Source organism: Chelatococcus sp. HY11, from assembly GCF_018398335.1.
Classification (GTDB): Bacteria; Pseudomonadota; Alphaproteobacteria; order Rhizobiales; family Beijerinckiaceae; genus Chelatococcus.
Genome location: NZ_JAHBRX010000002.1, coordinates 1,370,643 through 1,393,624, shown reverse-complemented (window position 1 = coordinate 1,393,624; position 22,982 = coordinate 1,370,643). Strand labels below are relative to the sequence as shown.

20 protein-coding genes are annotated in these 22,982 nt (G+C 61.8%); 15 read left to right on the top strand and 5 right to left on the bottom strand.

Annotation, left to right across the window (positions count from 1 at the left end):
• The first annotated feature begins 33 nt into the window (after positions 1–33).
• Positions 34–1,548 carry a class I adenylate-forming enzyme family protein gene (locus tag KIO74_RS27130; RefSeq protein WP_213338233.1) on the top strand — a complete coding sequence of 505 codons (1,515 nt, stop codon included), beginning with the start codon at positions 34–36 and terminating at the stop codon, positions 1,546–1,548.
• Positions 1,549–1,655: 107 nt separating this feature from the next.
• On the top strand, positions 1,656–2,690 hold the full coding sequence (locus KIO74_RS27125; protein WP_291978347.1) for a winged helix-turn-helix transcriptional regulator: 1,035 nt from the start codon (positions 1,656–1,658) through the stop codon (positions 2,688–2,690).
• Between the two features lie 13 nt (positions 2,691–2,703).
• Here KIO74_RS27125 and KIO74_RS27120 read toward each other — a convergent pair whose 3' ends face one another.
• On the bottom strand, positions 2,704–3,930 hold the full coding sequence (locus KIO74_RS27120; protein WP_213338231.1) for an ABC transporter substrate-binding protein: 1,227 nt from the start codon (positions 3,928–3,930) through the stop codon (positions 2,704–2,706).
• A gap of 221 nt (positions 3,931–4,151) precedes the next feature.
• Between KIO74_RS27120 and KIO74_RS27115 the strand changes: the two genes are divergently transcribed.
• From KIO74_RS27115 to KIO74_RS27095, 5 genes are read left to right on the top strand one after another with little or no spacing between them, the layout of a single operon-like run.
• Positions 4,152–4,991, top strand: coding sequence for an ABC transporter ATP-binding protein (locus KIO74_RS27115; protein WP_213339278.1), 840 nt, complete (start codon positions 4,152–4,154; stop codon positions 4,989–4,991).
• Between the two features lies 1 nt (position 4,992).
• Positions 4,993–5,727 (top strand): ABC transporter ATP-binding protein, encoded by a 735-nt coding sequence (locus KIO74_RS27110; RefSeq protein ID WP_213338229.1) that lies wholly within the window; start codon positions 4,993–4,995, stop codon positions 5,725–5,727.
• An 11-nt stretch (positions 5,728–5,738) separates the two neighbouring features.
• Positions 5,739–6,623 carry a branched-chain amino acid ABC transporter permease gene (locus tag KIO74_RS27105; RefSeq protein ID WP_213338228.1) on the top strand — a complete coding sequence of 295 codons (885 nt, stop codon included), beginning with the start codon at positions 5,739–5,741 and terminating at the stop codon, positions 6,621–6,623.
• Between the two features lie 2 nt (positions 6,624–6,625).
• Positions 6,626–7,609: a branched-chain amino acid ABC transporter permease gene (locus KIO74_RS27100; protein ID WP_213338227.1), complete on the top strand. Its 984-nt coding sequence runs from the start codon at positions 6,626–6,628 to the stop codon at positions 7,607–7,609.
• A gap of 25 nt (positions 7,610–7,634) precedes the next feature.
• Positions 7,635–8,792 (top strand): iron-containing alcohol dehydrogenase, encoded by a 1,158-nt coding sequence (locus tag KIO74_RS27095; protein WP_213338226.1) that lies wholly within the window; start codon positions 7,635–7,637, stop codon positions 8,790–8,792.
• Between the two features lie 513 nt (positions 8,793–9,305).
• On the opposite strand, the gene KIO74_RS27090 is transcribed toward KIO74_RS27095, so the two are convergent.
• From KIO74_RS27090 to KIO74_RS27075, 4 genes are read right to left on the bottom strand one after another with little or no spacing between them, the layout of a single operon-like run.
• Positions 9,306–10,016 (bottom strand): GntR family transcriptional regulator, encoded by a 711-nt coding sequence (locus KIO74_RS27090; protein ID WP_213338225.1) that lies wholly within the window; start codon positions 10,014–10,016, stop codon positions 9,306–9,308.
• Positions 10,016–10,495 (bottom strand): (2Fe-2S)-binding protein, encoded by a 480-nt coding sequence (locus KIO74_RS27085; RefSeq protein WP_213338224.1) that lies wholly within the window; start codon positions 10,493–10,495, stop codon positions 10,016–10,018. The genes KIO74_RS27090 and KIO74_RS27085 overlap by 1 nt, the downstream gene beginning before the upstream one ends.
• Positions 10,492–11,376 (bottom strand): FAD binding domain-containing protein, encoded by an 885-nt coding sequence (locus KIO74_RS27080; protein ID WP_213338223.1) that lies wholly within the window; start codon positions 11,374–11,376, stop codon positions 10,492–10,494. The genes KIO74_RS27085 and KIO74_RS27080 overlap by 4 nt, the downstream gene beginning before the upstream one ends.
• Positions 11,376–13,754, bottom strand: coding sequence for a xanthine dehydrogenase family protein molybdopterin-binding subunit (locus KIO74_RS27075; protein ID WP_213338222.1), 2,379 nt, complete (start codon positions 13,752–13,754; stop codon positions 11,376–11,378). Before KIO74_RS27075 ends, KIO74_RS27080 begins: the two co-directional genes overlap by 1 nt.
• A 177-nt stretch (positions 13,755–13,931) precedes the next feature.
• On the opposite strand from KIO74_RS27075, the gene KIO74_RS27070 reads away from it, so the two are divergent.
• The 8 genes from KIO74_RS27070 to KIO74_RS27035 all read left to right on the top strand — a co-directional run bounded on the left by KIO74_RS27070 (position 13,932) and on the right by KIO74_RS27035 (position 22,981).
• Positions 13,932–15,035 (top strand): alpha/beta hydrolase family protein, encoded by a 1,104-nt coding sequence (locus KIO74_RS27070; protein ID WP_249731612.1) that lies wholly within the window; start codon positions 13,932–13,934, stop codon positions 15,033–15,035.
• Between the two features lie 121 nt (positions 15,036–15,156).
• Positions 15,157–15,735 (top strand): amino acid synthesis family protein, encoded by a 579-nt coding sequence (locus tag KIO74_RS27065; protein ID WP_213338220.1) that lies wholly within the window; start codon positions 15,157–15,159, stop codon positions 15,733–15,735.
• A 21-nt stretch (positions 15,736–15,756) separates the two neighbouring features.
• Positions 15,757–16,953: an amidohydrolase family protein gene (locus KIO74_RS27060; protein ID WP_213338219.1), complete on the top strand. Its 1,197-nt coding sequence runs from the start codon at positions 15,757–15,759 to the stop codon at positions 16,951–16,953.
• Positions 16,954–16,991: 38 nt separating this feature from the next.
• On the top strand, positions 16,992–18,080 hold the full coding sequence (locus KIO74_RS27055) for an NAD(P)-dependent alcohol dehydrogenase (protein ID WP_213338218.1): 1,089 nt from the start codon (positions 16,992–16,994) through the stop codon (positions 18,078–18,080).
• A gap of 71 nt (positions 18,081–18,151) precedes the next feature.
• A complete protein-coding gene (locus KIO74_RS27050; RefSeq protein WP_213338217.1) occupies positions 18,152–18,790 on the top strand; it encodes a redoxin domain-containing protein in 639 nt (212 codons plus the stop codon).
• A gap of 65 nt (positions 18,791–18,855) precedes the next feature.
• A complete protein-coding gene (locus tag KIO74_RS27045; protein ID WP_213338215.1) occupies positions 18,856–20,283 on the top strand; it encodes an aldehyde dehydrogenase family protein in 1,428 nt (475 codons plus the stop codon).
• 13 nt (positions 20,284–20,296) lie between these two features.
• Positions 20,297–21,655, top strand: a complete 1,359-nt coding sequence (locus KIO74_RS27040) for an LLM class flavin-dependent oxidoreductase (protein ID WP_213338213.1) — start codon at positions 20,297–20,299, stop codon at positions 21,653–21,655.
• Between the two features lie 93 nt (positions 21,656–21,748).
• Positions 21,749–22,981, top strand: coding sequence for a cytochrome P450 (locus KIO74_RS27035; RefSeq protein WP_213338212.1), 1,233 nt, complete (start codon positions 21,749–21,751; stop codon positions 22,979–22,981).
• Position 22,982: the final 1 nt, after the last annotated feature.

Below are 22,982 nucleotides of genomic sequence, written 5' to 3'. Positions count from 1 at the left end.
CGCGACCAAGAACATGTCCTGGGGAGGACGCTTATGATTATCACCGATCTCATCGCCCCGATCGGCGAGCTCCTGGGCCGGCAGGCCTCGAAGCGCCCGCAGGCCCTGGCATTCCGGGACAAAGACCGTTCCGTGAGCTATGGCGAGCTGGCGGAACGGACGGCCCGGATCGCCAGGCACCTGCAGGCCGATGGCGTCGCCCCCGGCGATCGCGTCGCGATTTATCTGCCGAACTCGGTCGATTGGGTTGAGGCCTGCCTCGGCATCGTCAGGGCCGGCGCCGTCGCTGTCCCGATAAGCTTCGAGGCCACAGTCGACGAAATCGCCTATCGCATCGACGACGCGGAGTGCGTTGCCGCCTTCGCGCGTGAGGAGAAGCGCGAGACCCTGCGGCAGGCTTCCGGCACGGTCGCATTCTTCGCCTTCGCGAACGGAAATGGGGCGGTGGTCACGGAAGCGCCGCCCGGCGCGGGACCGCTGGACCCACGCGATATCGAACGACCGGCCTTCATCGTGTACACGTCCGGCACAACCGGGCGGCCGAAGGGAGTGGTGTTGTCGCTGCAGGGTATGCTGTGGGTTACGGCTGCTTGCTGGGCGCCAGTCGCCGGATTGAACGCCGATGACTACGTGTTGAATGCGCTGCCTCTCTACCACAGCTATGCTCTGAACCTCGCAGTGGTCAGCATCGTCGCAACCGGCGCCAGCGAATACCTGATGGAGAGCTTCTCCACCTCGCGCTTGGCCGAGGTACTCACGCAGGAGCCTATCACGGTGTTGCCCGGCGTTCCGACCGTGTTCCACTATATGCTCGAACGGGCGAAGGAAGAGGGTCGTCGGACGCTGTCAAAAGTACGCATCTGCCTTTCAGCCGGTGCAGTCCTTCCCGGCCCGCTCAACCTCGAGTTCGAAAGCTGGTTCGGCGTCAAACTGCTTGATGGCTACGGTATCACCGAGACGTCGACGATGGTAACGATCAACACACCGAGCGGCGGCAGGTTCATGGGCTCTTGCGGCTTGCCTCTGCCCGGACTGGCGACCCGGATAGTCGACCCTAATGACCGGGACCTCGAGCCCGGAAGCGAGGGCGAGCTGATCGTGCGCGGTCCGAATGTTATGCTCGGCTACCATAACAATCCCGAGGCAACAGCTGCGGCGCTCCGCGATGGCTGGTATCGCACCGGCGACCTGGCTCGCGCGGATCGCTTCGGCTTTCTGTCCATCACGGGGAGGCTCAAGGAGATCATAATTCGCGGTGGCCAGAACATTGCTCCTGTCGAGGTTGAGGAAGCAATATTCGCCCATGAAAGCGTCCTCGACTGCGCCGTCGTCGGTATTCCGCACGAGTTCCTGGGGGAAGTACCGGTTGCCTTCATCATTCCGCGAGAAGGTCACCACCTTGACGAGGAGACCGTACTGACGCACTGCCGGACGCGGCTTTCCAGCTACAAGACGCCGCAGTCCGTCGTGGTCGTCGAGGCGATACCCAGAACCGGATCGGGTAAAGTGCAACGGTTTAAGCTCAGACAATTGCTGACGGAGAAGTAACTCGGCGCTTCAGGCCCGGAGTGTGCCAAGCCTGGTGGCGGTTCCGTCCGGGACGACGGACCGCTATGTAGAGGTCTAAACAATCGCAACTCTTGGAAGAGGCTGGAGTGAAATCTGCCGCAACGGCAAAGGCGTCGAGGCCGGAAAGTGGCGAAGCGGCGGCGGTGCCCGCTCCGACCTCGCTCGAACGGAACTGCTCAGTCGGGCGGGCCATCGCGCTCCTCTCCGACGCGTGGGCGTTCCTTGTCATCCGCGAATGTCTCTTCGGCGCCCGGCGCTTCGATGAATTCCAAGCGCGCCTGAAGGTGCCCCGACAGACGCTGACCGAGCGGCTCAAGCGCCTGACAGATCAGGGTATCCTCAAACGCCTCGCCTATCTCGATCGGCCTCCGCGTTACGAGTACCGCCTCACTGAAATGGGGCTCGATCTTTATCCCAGCATGATCGCGATGCTGCGATTCGGCGACAAATGGCTCGACGGCACGCCACGAATCCCGCTGCGGTTGATACACAAAAACTGCGCCTGCCATAGCGAGCCGATCGTCGCCTGTTCAGCCTGCGGCGAGGAACTTAAAGCGCGGGAAGTCAGCTATCGCGACGGACCAGGGGCTGGGAAGAGCGCGCCGGTCGAATTTAGGCGGTCCCGTCGTTCGTCCGACAGCGAGCACTATAATCGCGGCCGCCCCTCTTCGGTCTCGCGCACCTTGCAGATCATAGGCGACCGCTGGACCTTCAAGGTCTCCCGCGAAGCCTTCCTCGGGGCGCGCCGTTTCGACGAATTCCAGGAGCGGCTGAACATTGCGCCAAACATCCTGACAGATCGCCTTAACCGACTGGTGGACAAAGGAATCTTTGAGCGACGCCTCTACCAGCACCTTCCGGACAGGTTCGAGTATCGCCTCACGACGATGGGGCTGGATCTCTATGGACCTTTCGTGGCCATTCTCGCCTGGGGCGATCGCTGGCTCTCGAAAGAGGCTCCACCGATGATCCTCACCCATAAGACCTGCGGCCGGGACTTCACGCCAAAGGTCATTTGCGACAAATGTCGCCAACCTATCCACGCTTGGGAAATGGCATACGAGCGCAACTACGACATGACCGAGGACGGCGAAGTCCGGATCAGGGAATACGATCCCTGATCCGGATGTTCTGTCACTTCTTAACGAGGGGGCAAGTGCTTTCAGAAAGTGGTCGGAAAGCCTCGTCACGGGGGATCGTCTTGACCAGCTTGTAGTAGTCCCAGGGCGCCTGCGATTCCTGGGGCGACTTCACTTGGTAAACATACATATCGTGGATGAAGCGACCGTCCTCCCGGATGATCCCATCCTTGGCGAAGAAGTCGTTGACGGGCGTCGACTTCATCTTGGCCATGACAGCCTTGGCATCGTCGGTGCCGGCAGCTTGGATAGCCTTTAGATAGTGCATGGTCGACGAGTAGTCGCCTGCGTCACCCATATGCGGCATGCGGCCCATCTTGTCGTAGAAGCGCTTCGACCAGGCACGCGTTGCCTCGTCGCGATCCCAATAGAAGGCGTCGGTGAGGATCATGCCTTGCGCCGTATCCAGCCCTAGAGCGTGGGTATCCGGCAGCCAGACGAGGAGGCCGGCGATCGTCTGGCCTCCATCCGAGATGCCATAGTCCCTGGCGGATTTCACCGCGTTCACGAAAACCGTTCCGGAACCCGCAATGGCTACGACCTTCGCCTTTGAAGCCTGTGCCTGCAGCAGGAACGATGAATGGTCCATCGTGTCGATGGGATAGCGCACGGATCCAACGATGTCTCCCTTGGCAGCCTTCACCGCCGCCGAAGTGTCCGCCTCCAACGCATGGCCGAAAGCGTAGTCGGCGGTCAGGAAGAACCAACTCGTCCCGCCCTTCTCGATCAGTGTCTGGCCCGTGCCCTTGGCAAGGGCGTAAGTGTCATAGGCATAGTGGATGCTGTTAGGCGTGCAGGCGTCCATCGTCAGACGTGACGTGCCCGAGCCGTTCACAATCGCGATTTTGTCCTTCTCCTTGGCGATAGACACAACGGACAGCGCGATCGACGAGTTGATCAGGTTGGCGATCATGTCGACTTTCTGAACGTCGAACCACTCGCGGGCCTTTGCGACCGCGACCTCATTGCGGTTCTGGTGGTCGGCCACCATAACCTCGACAGGCTTGCCGAGCACCTTGCCGCCGAAGTCCTCGACCGCCATGCGGACCGCGGCTACGGAACCCGGGCCGGCCTGGTCGGAAAACTGACCGGACATATCCGTCAGAACGCCGATACGTACGACATCATCGGAAACCCCGGACGATTGCGACCATGCGGCGGAGACCGCCAATCCCGAAATCGCAGCCGTAAGCGCCAGCGCGGCCAAGTATTTTTTTGCCATGCTTCTAACCTCCCTCGAATTTTCAAGCCGGCGACGCGTCGCGTCCGGCAACGCCGTTCCGGCCATTTCAGTCTGTCGGGCAAGGTGATCCCGATTGACTTTCATAACTAGACTAACTATTCCGGAATCAGTCAAGACGGAGAAAAGAGCCGTTGGAGATGCGAGCGAGACAACGCTCGCCAATTTTGGGAGAGGACCCGATGCCTGCTTTCGCGAGCCTGATGACGCATGCGGAAAATGGAGAACAAACAGCCGCTCGCGCCGTTTCGAATGAGCCCAGAACTGGCGTCGGAAGCGGAACTGCGCCGGTGCTCCAGGCGCGAGGCATCTCCAAGTCGTTTGGCGGCTTCGTCGCGGTTCAGGACCTCAATCTGGAAGTCCACTGCGGCGGCGTGCATGCTTTGATCGGTCCCAACGGCGCCGGCAAGACAACGGTCTTCAATCTGTTGACGCGCTTCATCCAGCCAACCGCTGGCCAGATCATCTTCATGGGTGAGGACATCACTACCCTTGCACCGGAATTCGTGGCGCGTCGCGGGTTGGTTCGCTCTTTCCAGATCTCGGCGACCTTCGAAAAGCTGACTGTCTCGCAGAACATCCGGGTCGCACTACAGCGCCCACATGTGAATGCCTGGCGCTTTTTTGGAAATGGTGCCGAAGGGGACAAGACCGACGCCCGCATCGCCGAGTTGCTGATGAGCTTCGACCTAACGAGCTATGCGAACTGGCGGGCTGGTGACCTGCCGTATGGCCGCAAGCGTGCGCTCGAACTGGCGGCGACCATGGCGACAGATCCGCAAGTCATGCTGCTTGATGAGCCGACCCAGGGCCTCGGCTTCGAAGATGTCGAACGTGTAGCCGATCTCATCAAGGTGATCGGAACGGATCGGACGGTGCTGATGGTCGAGCACAACATGAGCCTGGTCTCTCGTATCGCCGATCGCATTACTGTCCTTCGTTCCGGCGCGATCATCGCCGACGGCGACTATCTGACCGTCTCGCGCGATCCCCAGGTCGTCGAGGCCTATCTCGGCTCTGGCCGGCGCAGGGCGAGGCACTGACATGACCGAGCAGTCCCTGCCGCGGGCCTCGGCCGCCGCGGCCGCCCTCAGCGTTCGCGATCTCCACGCCTGGTACGGCCATTCGCACATCCTTCACGGCATTTCCTTCGACGTCGCACCCGGAGAGGTCGTGGCGCTGCTGGGCCGCAACGGAAGCGGCCGCACGACGACCCTGCGTGCGATCATGAACCTCGTCGGGCGGCGGGAGGGGTCTATCCTGGTCGCTGGGCGAGAAACCGCAAAGCTGCAACCGCACCATATCTCGCGTCTTGGCATCGGTTATTGCCCGGAGGAGCGAGGCATTTTCGCGAGCCTCAGCTGCGAAGAGAACTTGCTTCTGCCGCCGCGCATTCGCGACGACGCGATGCAGGACGACGAGATCTACGCGCTGTTTCCCAACCTTCTTCGCCGGCGCGACGCGCCCGGGACAAAACTCTCAGGCGGCGAGCAGCAGATGCTCGCAATGGCTCGCATCCTGAGGACCGGCGCGCGCACCCTTCTGCTGGACGAGATATCCGAGGGCTTGGCGCCCGTCATCGTCGATGCGCTCTTCGACCTGATTCTAAAATTGCGCGAGCTCGGCTTCACCATTCTGCTTGTCGAGCAAAACCTCCACTTCGCAGCGCCCCTGGCCGACCGTTTCATCGTCCTTGAACGCGGCAAGGTCGCGCTCGAAGTCGAAGCGAGGGATCTCGAGGCGAGTACGACGGCCATCGACCGTCTGCTGGGCGTCTGAGGGAAAACGAAATGATCATTCTCGGCCTGCCGATCCAGGTTCTGCTTGGCCAGCTCACCATCGGGCTCATCAACGGCAGCTTCTATGCGCTGCTCAGCCTTGGCCTGGCGATCATCTTCGGCCTGCTCAATGTCATCAACTTCGCGCATGGCGCCTTCTTCATGCTTGGCGCCCTCGCGGCCTGGCTCGCACTAACGGTCGGCGGCGTGAACTATTGGTGGGCGCTTCTCCTCGCGCCCCTCGTCACGGGCCTGTTCGGAATCATCGTCGAGCGTCTGCTTCTGCGCCGCCTGCAGGGCCTGGATCACCTCTACAGCTTGCTTTTCACATTTGGACTCGCGCTTGCGATCGAAGGCATAGTACGGGACATCTACGGGACCTCGGGCCTGGCCTATCCTGTGCCTGCCGCTCTGCGCGGACCGGTTGACCTCGGCTTCATGCGCCTACCGGCCTACCGCATCTGGGTCGTTGCCGTCGCACTCGTCGCCTGCTTCGGCACATGGGCGCTCATCGAGAAGACACGGATCGGGTCCTATCTGCGCGCGGGCACCGAAAATGCGCGGCTCGTACAGGCGCTCGGCATCAATGTGCCGTTGCTCGTTACGCTGACCTACGGCTTCGGTGTGGCACTGGCTGGCCTCGCCGGTGTTCTGGCTGCTCCGATCTATCAGGTTCAGCCCCAGATGGGCTCCAGTATGTTGATTATCATTTTCGCTGTCGTCGTGATCGGCGGCCTCGGCTCTACAATGGGCACCATCCTGACGGGGCTTTCACTCGGCGTGATCGAAGGGCTTGCCAAAGTCTTCTATCCGCAGGCCTCTTCCACCGTCGTCTTCATGATCATGGTCGTGGTCCTGCTCTTGCGACCAGCTGGTCTGTTCGGGAAGGAAGCCTGACCATGAACCGCATCGCTCCACTCGCGCTGCTGGCGCTCGCTGCCATCCTTCCGTTCGCCGGCGTCTATCCGCTGTTCCTGACCAAATGTCTGACTTTCGCGCTCTTCGCCATGGCCTTCAACCTGTTCACGGGCTACGTCGGCCTGCTCTCAATCGGCCATGCGTCTTTCTTCGGGATGGGGGCATACATAGCCGGCTACACGGCGAAGGCCTGGGGCCTGCCGACCCCGATTGCCCTCCTGGCGGGCATTGCTGTCGCAACTGCTCTTGGAGCCGCATTTGGCGCCATTGCGATCCGACGCCGCGGCATCTATTTCGCGATGATCACGCTGGCCCTCGCCCAGATGGTGTACTTTTTCTGCAGCCAGGCGCCGTTCACGGGTGCGGAGGACGGCCTCCAGAACATCCCTCGCGGCGCGGCCTTCGGCTTACCGCTCGGCAACGATCTCGTCTTCTACTATTTTGTGCTGCTTCTAACCGTGCTGGCCTACCTCTTCATCCAGGCCATCATCAGCAAGCCATTCGGCGAGACCCTTCAGGCGATCCGAGACAACGAGCCGCGCGCCATATCGCTCGGCTACGACGTACGCTCGTACAAGCTCGTCGCCTTTACAATTTCCGCCGCGATCGCCGGCCTCGCCGGAAGCCTCAAGGCTTTCGCTCTCGGCGTGGCGACGCTTCCTGACGTCCACTGGACGCAGTCCGGCAACGTGATCCTGATGTGCCTGCTTGGTGGCATGGGAACTTCGCTCGGGCCGATCGTTGGCGCGGTCGTTGTCGTCCTGCTCGAGAACCAGCTCGCCAGTCTGGGCGTGATCCGCTTCGGCTTCTTCAGCATCGACTTCTCGACCAAGGCCCCGATCGTTATCGGCATTGTCTTCATGCTGTGCGTTTTACTCTTCCGCCGGGGAATCGTCGGCGAGCTGATCGCACTCCTGAGCAAGCGCGGAGTGGCAGCCGGGGCGGCACAAAGGCACACGAACTGATCCGGCAGCAATCGCGGATATTGACATGAACGACTTCATCTTCAACACGACCAAGACCATTGTCTCGCAGTTGGGCGCCGCGGCGCGGATCGCAGAGATCGTCATTCCGGTTCTCGGATCCCGCATCGTCCTCGTCACGGATGCCGGCCTGCGGCGCGCGGGCCTGATCGAGCCCGCCCTTGCATCGCTCGAAAAGGCGGGAGCTTCGATCGCGATTTTCGATGACGTCGTGGCCGACCCGCCCGAGGCCAACGTGCTCGCGCTGGTCAGCGTCATCCGTCGGCACGAAGCTACAGGGGTGCTCGCTATCGGTGGCGGGTCTCCCATGGATGTGGCCAAGGTTGCGGCGTTGATCGCAGGGGGCGGCGAACAACTTTCCGAGGTCTATGGTGTCAACAAGGCTCACGGTCCCCGTCTCCCGCTGGTTCTGGTGCCGACAACCGCCGGCACCGGCTCGGAAGTGACACCCGTCGCGATCATCACCACGGGCGAAGCGATGAAGGCCGGCGTGGTCTCGCAGCTGCTGCTGCCCGACATCGCAGTGCTGGACGCCGAGCTCACAACCGGCCTGCCCTCCGCGGTGACGGCTGCGACCGGGATCGACGCCATGGTCCATGCTATCGAATCCTATGCCTCGACCTCGCCGAACAACAACCCGATCTCGCAAGGTCTCGCGCGCCAGGCGCTGCGATTGCTTGGCGCCAATATTCGCGAGGCGACGTTCAACGGCGCCAATCGCGATGCGCGCGCCGCGATGCTGCTCGGCTCTCTCTTCGCCGGACAGGCCTTCGGCAATTCACCCGTGGCGGCGGTGCACGCGCTCGCCTACCCCATCGGCGGGCATTTCCATGTACCTCACGGACTGTCGAATGCCCTAGTTTTGGCCCCGGTGATGCGCTTCAATCTACCAAACGCTGGACATATCTACGCGCAGATCGCGGCCGACGCATTTCCGGAGCTCGCGACCGTCGACTCCGGAATTCGCGGGAGTGCCTTCGTGGACAAACTTGTCGAGCTCAGTCGCGAACTCAACGTCCCGCGAGGCCTCCGTGAACTCCAGATCCCGCGCGAAGCGCTGCCGATGCTGGCTCGCGAAGCCATGAAGCAAACGCGTCTCCTCGTCAATAACCCTCGCGAGATCCACTACCAGGATGCGTTGGAGATCTACGAGACAGCGTACTAAGATAAAACATCACATGCGTGATTTACTCGCGCAAAGAACCCACTCTCAAGCTTCCTTAGGAATATTCAGCCAGCCAGGCCGGTCAAAGCCCAACTCCCCACCGCTCGTGACGAAATCCGAGCTCCATGCGTCATGCGCCCATTGCCGCGTTTGCCATCTTCTGTTCACGCAATGACTGGTGGAGCGGCCGCCGAATGACATGCAGCCGCAACTACGAAGCCAGCAAGGAGGGAAGCGAAGTCAGCTGGCAGATTGGTCAGTTGCGCGTCCTGCGTGAGCGTTATCGCAATCACGCTTGAGCTTAATGACACGATATAAATATCGGCTTGTATTAAGAATAGCTCTATTTGGAACTGACCTGCATACGCCATAGAGGCCGAGGACATCCTCGCTCACCAGCATCTGCCCCAAGGCTACCAACCTGGCACGACTGGCGACATCAGTCTCGTGGCTGGCTCTTCGGCGTTGCGGTCCAAATGGCCCGTTCGATTGGGTTGGTTAATACAACATGCCTCAGGAATTATTCTCCAGCAGCCCATCCATATAGCGTCGGGCTGAATTCTTGGCGCTTTTCACGTGCTCCTCGGCGAGCGTGCGGGCTTCCTCGACATTGCCGGCATTGATCGCCTCGAAGATGCTCCACATCTCCATTGCGCTGAAGCGCGAGCGGCCCGACATGGACATCGACTTGGACCGCAGCATATTGATGCGCGCCAAGAGGCCATCGATGATCTGGGCAATGATCTCGTTGCCGCAGCCATTGAGAATGGTCTTGTAGAATTCGCCGGTGGCGGCGATCTGGTCGGGCAGCGAATTCCGACTGACCGCAGCGTCGAACGAAAGCAGCGCGGCGCGCATCTTTTCCACGTCCTCCGGGTTGCGGCGTTGCGCCATCAGAGCAGCCGCCTCCCCTTCAAGCAGGGCGCGGACATTGTAGATCTGCTCGGCAGCTTCCCAAGATAGTTCGGTGATGACCGGCCCCTTGTTGGGTATGATCGTCACCAGCCGCTCGGCCTCGAGGCTGCGCAGCGCCTCGCGCACCGAAGTCCGGCTGACGCCCAGGCGCTGGCACAACTCTGCCTCACGTATGCGCTGACCCGGCGCGAAAATGCCAGAGAGGATGGCCTCCCGGATTTTGTTGACCGCTAGGCTCTGCACCGTCCGCGCCGAAATGGTCAGGTCGCCAGCAACCGATGAGGATGCTCCCGCCTCTGCCAACGCCATCAAAGTCCTCCTTTAGCCACCGCCGCCTTTTGTACAACATCGGCAACGGCATCGATAATTTTCACATAGCCGGTACAGCGACAGATATTACCACGCAACGCGTCAATGATCTCTTCGCGGCTTGCGTGGGGATGGTCTTTCACGAGCGCATGCGCAACCATGAGGAAACCAGGCGTGCAATAGCCGCACTGCACGGCGCCGTGACGCATGAAAGCTTCCTGGATGGGCGCCAGACCGTTGTCGTCCTCAAGGCCCTCGACCGTGGTGACGCAGCGGCCGTGGACCTGGGCCGCAAGCGTCAGGCAGGACGTGACAGGCTCGCCGTCCAAGAGAACTGTGCAAGCGCCGCAGATTCCCTGGGCACAGACCTTATGTGTGCCGACCTCCGATAATTTGTTCCGCAACACGTCCACTAGCATCTCGGTGGGGGAAATGTCAGCGGTCCTGTTTGTTCCATTGACAGAAAACGCGACTTTCATACGATATTCTCCTGATGGGGTGTGGTACCGAGCGCCTTGGTGATTGCGCGTTTCAGCAGAACTCCCACGAGGTGCCGCTTGAAGTCGGCGGAATAGACAAGGTCGGTTTCCGGACTGATCTCCGCTGCGAGCGCGGCCAGCGCGGATCTCCAGTCGATCGTGTCGACCGCGACACCCGTAAGAGCCGCTTCCGCACCCAGGGCGCGCAACGCCGTCGCGGCTGCGCCATTGACGCCGATGCGGATCGTCTCGATGCAACCTCGCGTCTCCGTGAACACGACAGACACGGTGAGCTGAGTCCAGTCCATGGCATTGCGTGGCCCCTCCTTGCCGAAGGCGAAGCGTGCATTCGGTGGCATGGGCGGCACGATCACGGTTTCAAGGATTTCATCCTCTGACAGGTCGAGGCTGAACCCGTCCTTGTAGAAGCTCTCGATGGGGATGGTGCGCTGCTCGTGGCCGCGACTCAGCACCAGTTGTGCGCCGAGTGCGATCAGGCCGGTGGCTGGATCGCCCTGGCCGCCGATTGTGCAGATGCTGCCGCCCAGCGTGCCGCGATTGCGCAGCCGCCAGGACGAGATGTCCTTGGCAATCTCGGCCATCAGGGGCAGATGCCGGTGGATCTCTGCCGAGCGGCGCACTTGTTCATGCGTCACCAGCGCGCCGAGCTCGACCTTGCCGTCGGCCTGCACCCGAATGGACTTCATCGTTTCGATCGGGCTGATGTCGATCAAAGTCGAGGGCTCGGCCAGATGCTGATTGATGAGCGAGGCGATGATCGTACCGCCCGCGACCAGGATGCCGCCGCCCTCGGCGGCGCGCAGCGCCTCCGCGGCCTCGGCGACCGAGCGGGCACGGATGTAATCGGGAACGAGAGTCATCACATCTTACCCTTCGGCTCTGGCTGAGCATTCAGCGCCTTAAAGACGGTTTCCTGATCCATCGGCATGGCCGAGAGCCAGATGCCGGCCGCATCGTGAAGTGCGGCAGCGATCGCCGCCGGCACCGGGATCAAGCTTGCCTCGGCCACCCCCTTGGCGCCATAAGGCCCGCTGTCGTCGAGATTCTCGACGAAGAAAGTCTCGATCGTACCCGGCGCGTCCTTCGGCCCGGCCAGAAGATAGTCGCGGAAGCTGGGGTTCTGGATGTAGCCTCCATTGCGCACGATCTTCTCGTAGAGCGCCATACCGAGGCCCATCACCACGCCGCCCTCGATCTGGCCTTCCGCTCCCATCGGGTTGACCAGCCGTCCCGCGTCATGCGCGGCCCAGAAATGCGGCACCGAGATCTTGCCGGTCTCAGTGTCAACCTCGATCTCCGCGAGTTGGGTCGCATAGGTGTAGGTCGGATAGGGATTACCGTTGAAGGTGACGAAGTCGAGCGCGCTGTCAGGATTGAACACGCCGTAGGCCTTCAGCGTCTTCAGCCTGTCGCCGAGGACGGCACAGATGTCCGCGAACTCGTGCACCTCGTTCGACAGGTGAATACGGTCGTCGTCGAGCCGCACCTGGTCGAGCGGCAAAGCGTAGTGTTCGGCCACCATCTCGCGGAACTGGCGGGCGAAATCACGTCCCGCCACCAGTGCCGCATTCCCGGAAAAATAGGTGGTGCGAGAGGCGGAGGTTGGCCCCGAATCGTCCGTCTTGGTGGAATCGCCGCTGACCACGCGGATGCGGGCGATCGAGATCCCCGCGGCATCGGCCGCGATCTGCGCCAACGTCGTGTCCGAGCCGGGTCCAATGTCGGGGGTGCCGCAATTAGCGATCACCGTGCCATCCGCCAGCACCTCCAGCCGCGCGGTCGAGGGGTTGCGGACGCCGCTATATCCGATGCCGTAGCCGAGCGAGGCCAGGCCCAGGCCGCGCTTGATGCCGTCGGCAAGCGTCATTTTGTCGAGCTCGGCCTTGCGCGCCTCATAGATCGGCTCGATCACGTCCAGCGTCTTCGTGAAGCCGACCGCGCTCAGCGTCTGACCGGTGAGCGTTGAGGTGCCGTCCTTAACCGCATTGATGCGGCGGATCTGGATCGGGCTCATGCCGATCTTCTCGGCCAATTTGTTGATCTGCGATTCCGTCGCAAAGGCGAGCTTGACGATGCCGAAGCTGCGCATGGCGCCGGCCGTCATGTTGTTGGTGAAGGTGGTGCAGATATGCGCCTTGATATTGGGAATGTCGTAGGGAAGCGCCGTGTGCACGACACACCGGCCAGCGACGATCGGGCTGTAGGAGGTGTAAGCACCACCGTCAGCCAGGATATCCATATCGATGGCCGTGATCCGGCCGTCCTTCATGCCGCCGAGGCGGTGGCGGATGGTCATGGTGTGGCGCTTGGTGGTCGAGGAAAAGACCTCCTCCGCATCCAGCACCATCTTCACCGGCCGGCCCGTCGCCATTGTGATAAGGCAGGTTACACATTCGATCGTGTTGTCGATCTTGCCGCCGAAGGCCCCACCGACCACGGTCTGGATGACGCGGATCTTGTCGTGCGGTAGGCCGGTGACACGCTCCAGCTGCTTGTGGTGGAAATGCGGATACTGGGTAGAGACGAGCAGCGTCAGCACGCCATCCTCGTCGAAGAAGGAGATGCCGGACTGCGCTTCCAGGAAGCAGTGATCGATCGGCTCGTTGACATAAGTGCCTTCGATGACGAAATCAGCTTCGGCCAGTGCCCTCGCGACGTCTCCGCGCTGCTTGGAGAGGTTGGCGATGGTATTGCCCTGTGGATGAAGCTGCGGCGCGCCCTCGGCCAGCGCGTCGGCAGGCGTTAGCACCGCCGGCGTTTCCTCGTACGCGATCTCGACCAAAGTTGCGGCATACTCCGCCACCTCCTTACTTTCGGCTGCGATCACCGCGATCGGCTCGCCGACATGGCGCACGACGTCCTTCGCCAGGATCGGCGTGTCCTCCACCAGCGAGCCGACATGCAGGCGGGCCGGATCGATCTCGGCCGCCGTCAGGATGTAAACGACGCCAGGAACGGCGCGCGCGGCAGATACATCCACCGATACGAGCCTGGCCGATGGCACGGTGCTACGCACGAAGCGGCCATGGAGCATGTTCGGCATCGTGATATTCGGTGCATAGCGCGCCTTGCCGCGCACTTTGTAGAGCACGTCATTCCGCGGCACGCTGCGGCCGACATAGGTCGGCGTCTGGCCATCCTCATGGGCGGGATCGGCAAAGCCCTTATATAGCTTTTGCCACGGGCGCTGCTCGGCAACGCCGCCCAGGGCAAATTTCTCGCCGCTCTCGTCAATCATTGAAAACCACCCGAAGAAACTCGTTGATTGTCATACAATTATATGCTTGATCGAGGTTATGCAAGCCGCATTGCTCTGCGGCTGCAAATGAAGAGCAGGCTACACGGGCCTGCTTCGGCAGCCACGAGCAGCCGCGCCATTTCAACAAGGCTCATAGAAACAGGGGCTTAGTAAGTGATGCTGAACATTTTTCCGGGCGAGCGCGATTGGGCAATCCAGACGGAGCGGCTGATTGCTCAGGCCGCCTATCGGGGCTCCGATATCTTCGAGTGCGACCGTGCCGCGAAGCGCATCAAGGAAGGGGACTTCGAGAGCTTCCACAATGAATGGCACGAACTCGGCCGCGAGACCGAGGAGGCGGGACGCAAGGCGCTTGAGGCCGGCGATATCGAGACGGCGAAGTACCGGCTCTATCGCGCCTCCAACTATTATCGCCATGCCGATTTCTTCCTGCTCGGTACAGACGAACGGAAAATCGCTAATTTCCGCAAGACAAAGCGCTGTTTCGAAGACGCAATTAAGTATGATGCCAATCGCGTCGAGGCAGTTCAGGTGACGTGCGGCGACGACATATATGATGGTTACTATGTGTTTCCGAATAAGGGTAGGGAAAAATCACCGGCCGTTCTTATGCTTGGCGGCGCAGATTCGCTGGCTGAGGAAATCTTCTTCTGGGGAACGCAGGAGCTGGCAGACCGCGGCATCGGCGTGCTGATCCTGGATACTCCCGGCCGCGGCTCGAGCCTGCGGCTGCGGCACATCCATTCCCGTCCGGACTACGAAGTCCCGGTGAAGGCGGCGATTGATTACTTGGAAGCCCGGCCCGATGTCGATCCGGACCGGATCGGCTGCGTCGGCGTCTCCATGGCTGGCTACTACGCACCCCGCGGCACCGCTTTCGAGCCGCGCATCAAGGCGTTGGTGCTTTGGTGTGCCTGCTATGACATCCTCGAAGAGCTCTACAATTTCTACCCGCCGATCCAGAAGCAAATCCAGTGGATCCTCGGCGTCGACAACGACACGCAAGCGCGCGAAAAGCTCAAGGATTTCAATATGAAAGGCATCGCGCACCAAATCAGGTGCCCGACGCTTATCTCGCACGGCGCTGGCGATGTCGTGATGGACGTGAAGGGCGCGCGACGCCTCTACGACGAGATCGGAAGCACTGACAAAGTACTGAAGATCTGGGAAGGCGACGAGGGCGGCGCGGTCCACTGCAACTATGACAATTGGTCGATTTCTATCCCGTTCATGTTCGACTGGCTCGCCAAACGCTTGTGATTGCCCTGCCCAAGGATGGCAGGATTCGCCTGCCATCTGATTGTAAGACAATATGAAGAATGTTAAGGAAGGAGATGGATATGTGGCGAGTGCGCACGAGCGCCCCTCTGGAGAGCAGGCAATGGAATTGACCATCAGACGGTCCTTCACCGTCGTTGAAGACAGGATGATCGACGAGGGTAGGAAAGCCGATCTCATCCAGCGCAAGGCAGCGTGCGTACTCGTGGTCGCTAATCCTTATGTCGGCCGCTATGTCGAGGATCTACACCCGCTGATCGACGCCAGCGTGTCACTTGGCGAGCGGCTCGGGCAGATGGTCGTGTCGGCCATGGGCAACTATTCCGTGCAAGGCTATGGCAAAGGCGGGCTGGTCGGGCTGAGCGGCGAGCAGGAACATGCCAACGCCCTGTTGACGACCGTGTTTGCCAATCCGATCCGCGAGGCCCTCGGCGGGGGCAAGTCATGGATCTCCTCGTTCCAGAAGCGTGTGCCGCCCGGCATGCAAATCGACATCCCGATGGCGTGCAAAGATGCGCTGTACGTCCGCTCGCATTATGACGGTATGACGCTCATGCTTCCTGATACGCCCGCGCCGGACGAGATCGCCGTCATCTTCTGCGTGACCAACCGCGGCCGCATCAATGCGCGTGTCGGTGGCATCAAGCACGAGGAAATGCGGGGCGTGGACGGGCTGGTTTGACGGCGCGAACGGGAAAAAAGCATGCGGGTTGCAATCACCAATATCGGTAGCATCGTGTCTGGAGACTGGCGATCTCCGTTCGCGGCGGGTGACACGCTGATCCTCGACGATGGGCTGATCAGCCATGTCGGCACAGCCTCACCGGAGATTATGAATGACTGCGACGTGACGGTCGACGCTGCTGGCACGGTAGCCATCCCTGGGCTGATCGATTCGCATGTGCACATCACCTTCGGTGACTACACGCCACGCCAGAAGACGGTGGGCTTCCTCGAAAGCTATGTGCATGGCGGGACGACGACGTCGATTACGGCGTCGGAAGTGCATGTCCCCGGCCGCCCGAAGGACCGCGACGGGGTGAAGGCGTTGGCCGTGGCCGCGCACAAGAGCTTCAAGGAGTATCGGCCGGGTGGCATGCGGGTGCATGCCGGATCCATCATCCTCGAACCCGGCTTGGTTGAAAGCGATTTCGCCGACATCGCCGCTAAGGGAGTTTGGCTCGCCAAGGCCGGTTTCGGCGCATTTGACACGCCCTACGGCTACGTCGACCAGGTGCGCTGGGCCAAAGAGGCAGGCATGATAACGACCGTGCACACGGGCGGCTCGTCCATCCCCGGCTCTTCCGGCATCTGGGCGGACCACGTCATCGCGATGAACGCGGACGTGTCCTTCCACGTGAATGGCGGGCCGGTTGCCATGCCCGACGCCGATTTCGTCCGACTGGTGAATGAGAGCCGCATCGCGCTGCAATGCTGCACGGCAGGCAATCTGCGCACGCTCCTGATGGTCGCCGATCTGGCCGTGAAGGCTGACTGCTTCGACCGGCTGCTGGTCGCCACCGACACGCCGACCGGCAGCGGCATCATGCCGCTCGGCATGTTCTACACGATCACCCACCTCGCCAGCCTCGGCAAGATGCCGGTGGAATGGGCGATCGCCGCCGCCACGGGCAACAACGCTGCCGTCTACCGGCTGAACAGCGGAATCATCGCGCCAGGGCGCGATGCGGACGTGCTGCTGATCGACGCCTGCGCGGGCGGCGCCAAGAACGATGCGCTCTCAGCCATCGCCAATGGCGACGTGCCGGCGGTCTCGGCTGTTTTCACCGACGGCGTGCCGCGTTTCGTCGGCCGCAGCCGCAACACCCCGGCCGGAATGCGCAGCGTGCGCGTGACCGAGAGCCGCATCATGCAGGACTTCAGCGCCGCCGCGCACTGAAGTGGTCTATCGCCAAGAGGGAATCACAAGAGGGAATCATGAGGATCGAGGCGGCCATAGCCTATCCTGAGAGCGAGCGCTTCGTGCTCGCACCGGCCGAGCTGGAAGAGCCGCGCGAGGCCGAAGTCATGGTACGGCTGGTCGCCACCGGCATCTGCCACACCGACCTCAAGATGCTGCACACACAAGGGGCGGTGCCGCGCCCGATCGTGCTCGGCCACGAGGGAGCCGGCATTGTTTCGAAGGTGGGTTCAAGAGTCACCAAGGTGAGGCCCGGCGACCATGTCGTCATGAGCATCAATTCCTGTGGTCACTGCGGCAATTGCCGGCAGTCCATGCCTTCCTATTGCGAGGACCTTTTCGCGCGTAATTTCGGCGGCACGCGGCCGGACGGCACGACCGCGCTGTCACGCGACGGTGAGCGCCTGTACGGCCATTTCTTCGGCCAATCCTCATTTGCCACCTATTGCATCGCGACCGAACGCAACGTCATTCCTGTACCGACGGATCTTCCGTTGGAAACGCTGGCGCCACTGGGCTGCGGCATCCAGACGGGGGCTGGCGCCATCCTCAACGTATTGAAGCCGCAATCGGGTTCGTCCATCGCCATTGCCGGCGCGGGGCCGGTGGGCCTGAGCGCCATCATGGCGGCGAAGCTCTCCGGGGCGGTCACGATCGTCGCGGTCGACACGCGCGACAGCCGGCTGGAGATGGCGCTCGCACTCGGCGCAACGCACGCGGTCAATCCGGTCGGTCAGGACCTGACCGCCGCGATCCACAGCGCCTGTGGGCCAACCGATTGGGCGCTCGACACAACGGGCAACGTCGATGTCGTCAACGGCCTTGTCGCCGCGCTCAACCCGCGCGGCACCTGCGGCGTGGTCTCCAACGGCCGTTCGGCGACCCCGATCAACTTCCACCCCCTGATCTTCGGCGGCCGCTCGATAACCGGGATAGCGCAGGGCGGGGCCGACCCCGACACCTTTATCCCACACATGATCGCGCTGCACCGGGAGGGAAAGTTTCCCTTCGACCGGATGATCACCCGCTATGCCTTCCGCGACCTCAACAAGGCGTGCGACGACGCCGTGTCGGGGAAGGTGCTGAAGCCTGTGGTGATTTTTTAACGGCTTCGTCGTGAGCCACTGAAGAAGGTTCGCGCGGCTCGCGCGCGTGTCCATGAGAGCGAGTTTCTTGGATGAGCATGCTTGGCATTGGTGACAGCGCACCCGACTTTCGCGCGGAGACTTCTCGAGGGCCGATCGGCCTCTATGACTTCGCGGGGGATGGCTGGGTGGTGCTGTTCTCGCATCCGCACTTCTTCCGGCCTGTCTGCGTATCGGAAATGGGACAGGCCTCAAGACTGTCGCCAGACTTCCTGGCACTTGGCTGCAACCTCCTGGCGGTCACTGTCGATCCACTTGAGCGCTTCGCAGACTGGGAAGCCGATATCGTCAAGTCCGAGGCGACCGAGATACGGTTTCCGGTGGTCAGCGATCCAGAACGGCAGGTTGCAGCACTCTACGGCTTGATACACCCCGGCATGAGCCCGGAAGCCCCAACCCGCGCGACCTATATCATCGATCCGCAGCGCAGAGTGCGCGCGCTGCTCGCTTTCCCCTCCAGCATGGGGCGCGACTTCGCCTACATCCTGACACTGGTCCAGTCGCTGCAGCTGACCGACCGCGCCAAGGTAGCGTCACCGGCTGCCTGGCGCCCCGGCGATGAGGTCGCGATCGTGCCTGGCCTGTCGGAGGAGGACCTCTCCAGCCGCTTTCCGGCAGGCTGGCGCGAGGCAACACCCTATCTGCGCTACGTGCCAATGCCGACAAAATAAGCCGGACAGATTGACAGCGTCACTTAGCGTATGATTGTATGGCAATCATAAATGCGGAGTGGGTGATGGACGCTAGGCAATTCTACATCGGGGGCGCGTGGGTCGATCCGATCACCGCACCCCGATCCTTCGGCATCGTCAGCCCGGTTTCCGAGCAGCAGACCGGCGAGCTGATGCTGGGATCAGCCGCCGATGTCGATCGCGCCGTTGCAGCGGCCCGCAAGGCTCTGCCTGACTGGGCCGCTTGGTCGCGCGAGGATCGCATGGCCATCCTCGATCGCATCGTCCAATGCTACAACCGCCGTATAGACGAGGTCGCGCACGTCATCGCCGAGGAGATCGGCGCGCCGCTTTGGTTCGCCCGCGATGTGCAGGCAGTCGGCGTCGCCACGCAGTTCACCGTGATGCGCCGCATCCTCGAGACCTACGAGTTCGAGCATCACATCGGCACGACGCTGATCCGTCGCGAGCCCTTCGGCGTCTGCGGCCTGATCACCGCCTGGAACTGGCCGCTGAATCTCATCGCCGGGAAGCTGGCGCCGGCACTCGCCACCGGCTGCACCGTCGTTCTGAAGCCCAGCGAATATGCGCCGCTGAGCGCGCTGATTCTCACCGAGGTTCTGGAGGAGGCCGGGCTGCCCGAGGGCGTCTTCAACATGGTGCAGGGCACCGGTTCCGAGGTCGGCGAGGCGATCGCGGCGCATCCGGGCATCGATATGGTGTCTATCACCGGCTCGACCCGCGCTGGCGCCCTGGTTGCCAAGGCCGCAGCGGACACGGTCAAGCGCGTGCACCAGGAACTCGGCGGCAAGTCGGCGCACATCATCACTCAGGATGCCGATCTCAAAGATGCCGTGCCCTGGGGCGTAGCGCGTTCGTTCATGAATTCCGGCCAGTCGTGCGAGGCGCCTACCCGCATGCTGGTGCATCGCGACCAGCTGGAGACGGTCAACACGATTGCCAAGAACGCCGCTGAGACCTACACGCTGGGCCAGCCCTTCGACGACAAGACCAAGCTTGGGCCGCTGGTCAACGCGATCCAGTTCGAGCGTGCGCAGGCCCTGATCCAGTCCGGCATCGACCAGGGTGCGACGCTGGTCACCGGTGGCACCGGCCGACCGGCCGAGCTCAACAGAGGCTATTTCGTCAAGCCGACAGTCTTCTCCGACGTGAAGCCCGACATGCGGATCGCGGTGGAGGAGATTTTCGCGCCGGTGCTGTCGATCATACCTTATGACAGCATCGACGAGGCGATCGAAATCGCCAACAGCTCAGTCTATGGGCTCGCCGCCTATGTTCACGGCGAGCACAACCAAGCGACCGATATTGCCTGCCGCTTGCAGGCGGGCAGGGTCTACCTCAATGGCGCGGCGTCGCAATCAGACGCGCCGTTCGGCGGATACAAGCAGTCAGGCAATGGCCGGCAGAGCGGGATCTTCGGTTTCGAGGACTACCTCGAGATCAAGGCCATCCTCGGCCACCGCAAATCCTGAAGGATATCGGACTATGCACAATCGCAAGACGATGAAGCTCGCCATGATGTGGTTCGCACCGGGTTCGCACGGCGCGGGCTGGCGCATGCCGGGCGCGGCGCGCTCAACGGTGACGAATTTCGATACCTATGTCGAGGTCGCCAGGAAGTGCGAGGAAGCCAAGCTCGACGCGCTTTTCTTCGCCGACGGGAACGCCATCCAGCCGACGCCGCTGATCGAGAAGCGCGATAAGGCAGCGGAAAAGTTCTACCGCGCGGCAATCATCGAGGCCATGTCCGTGATTCCGGCGCTGGCCGCCGTGACCTCGAAGCTGGGGCTCATCGCCACCGGCACCACGACCTACAACGAGCCCTACACGATCGCGCGTCGTTTCGCCACGATAGACCTGATCAGCAAGGGCCGTGCCGGCTGGAACCTCGTCACCTCACAGCACGAGAACGAGGCGCAGAATTTCGGTTTCGAGAAGCATATGGAGCACGACGAGCGCTATGTGCGGGCGGAAGAGTTCTTCGACGTGGTCACCGGGCTGTGGAACAGCTGGGACACCGACGCCCTGCTCCAGGACAAGGAGAACGCGCGCTACTTCGACGTAGAGAAGGTGCATGTCCTCAATCACAAGGGCAAGTACTTCAACGTCAAGGGACCGCTCAACGTGCCGCGATCACCCCAGGGGCGGCCGATCATCGTGCAGGCAGGGTCGTCCGGCCCTGGCCGCAATCTTGCCGCCCGGATTGCCGACCTTGTATTCTCGGCAAACTCCACCATCGAAGAGAGCAAGGCTTTCACTGACGATTTGAAGGCGCGCGCAGTCGCATGCGGCCGATCGGCGGACGCGATCAAACTGATGCCGGGCTTCATGCCGATCATCGGCCGCACCGAGGCGGAGGCCAAGGAACATTATCTGCAGCTCCAGTCTCTGATCACCGATGAACAGGCGTTGATCGCGATCAGCCGCTTCGCCGGCGGCGTCGACCTCTCGCAATATCCGCTGGACGGGCCGCTACCGGAGTTACCAACTGTCAACGGCGCCCAGACCCGCCAGCAGATCATGATCGAGACGGCGCGCCGCGAGAATCTCAGCATCCGCCAGATCGGTCGGCGCTTCGCCGAGTCGCTCGGCCACAACTTGGTTTGGGGCACGCCCGCCCAGGTGGCCGACATCATGGAAGAGTGGTTCAGTCAGGGCGCCTGTGACGGCTTCTGCATCCTACCGCCCTATTTTCCCCGCGGCGTGGACGATTTTACTGGCCTCGTCGTGCCGGAATTGCAGCGCCGTGGCTTGTTCCGCACCGAATATGAAGGCCGAACGTTGCGCGAGAATCTCGGCTTGCCTGACCCCGTGGAGACGAAACGGGTCATGGTTGAAGCATAGGCTTGGGCGCGTCCTTTCGAGAATATTATATTATTGTATGAAGATAGCGGCACTCCCACTCTGCCTCATTTACACGGACCTCCGGAGGTCGACATGTCAGAATTCGCTGCTGCATCCTGCCCTTTCAGCGGCATGCGTGAATATCCGATCAAGCGCGCCAACCCGCTCGACCCTGCGCCGGAGTTGGCCGAATTGCGCGCTGATGAGCCCTTCGCCAAGGTGCGCTTATGGACCGGCCAGGATGCTTGGCTGGTGACGCGCTATGATGACGTTCGCAAGCTGCTGACCGATCCGCGGGTCAGCGCCGACAATACGTTGCCAAACTTTCCGGGCGCGACGCCGGGCATGCTGGCGGTGCGAACCAAATATCCGAGCTTCATCACGATGGACGTGCCGGAGCACACGCAGTTCCGGCGCATGCTCACAGGCGAATTCGCGGTCAAGAAGATCGAGGCGCTGAAGCCGCGCATCCAGCAGGTCGTGGACGAGCGCATTGATGCGATCCTCGCCAAAGGACCGCCGAGCGACATCGTGCGTGACCTGACACTTGCGCTGCCGATCACCATGATCTGCGACCTGCTCGGAGTCCCCTACGAAGATCAGGATTTCTTCCACGCAAAGGCAGATCTGATCACCGACAGCCGTACCCCGCCGGACGTTTCGTCAAAGGCGATCCAGGAATTATGTGACGTCTATATCGCGGGGCTGATCGAGAAGAAGAACCAGCATCCGACGGACGATCTCCTGAGCCGGCTGGTGGTGAACCAGCTCAGGCCAGGGCACCTCACGCCGATCCAGCTCATCGGCATCGCGCGCCTGCTGCTGATCGCCGGCCACGACACCTCCGCGCACACGATGTCGCTTGGTATCCTGGCGCTGCTCGAGAATCCGGAACAGAAACGGGCGCTGATCGACGATCCAACTTTGATCAATAGCACCGTCGAGGAAATCCTGCGTTATGTCGACGTCACCCATAACGGTCGCAGACGCATAGCGACGGCCGACATCGAGATGGGCGATCATGTCATCCGGAAGGGCGAAGGCATCATCGCCCACAATGCGGCGGCCAATCGTGACTCCGACGTCTTCCCCGACGCCGACAAGTTCCGCATCCATCGCGATGCGCGTCATCACATCGCTTTCGGCTATGGCGTCCACCAGTGCCTCGGGCAGCCATTGGCCCGCGCCGAACTGCAGATCGTTATCGGTACGTTGTTCCGCCGCATACCGAGTTTGGCGCTCGCCGCGCCGGTGTCGAGTCTCGAATTCAAGGAAACCAGCTTCGTCTATGGCGTCGAGCGGATTCCTGTCACATGGGAGAGCTGAG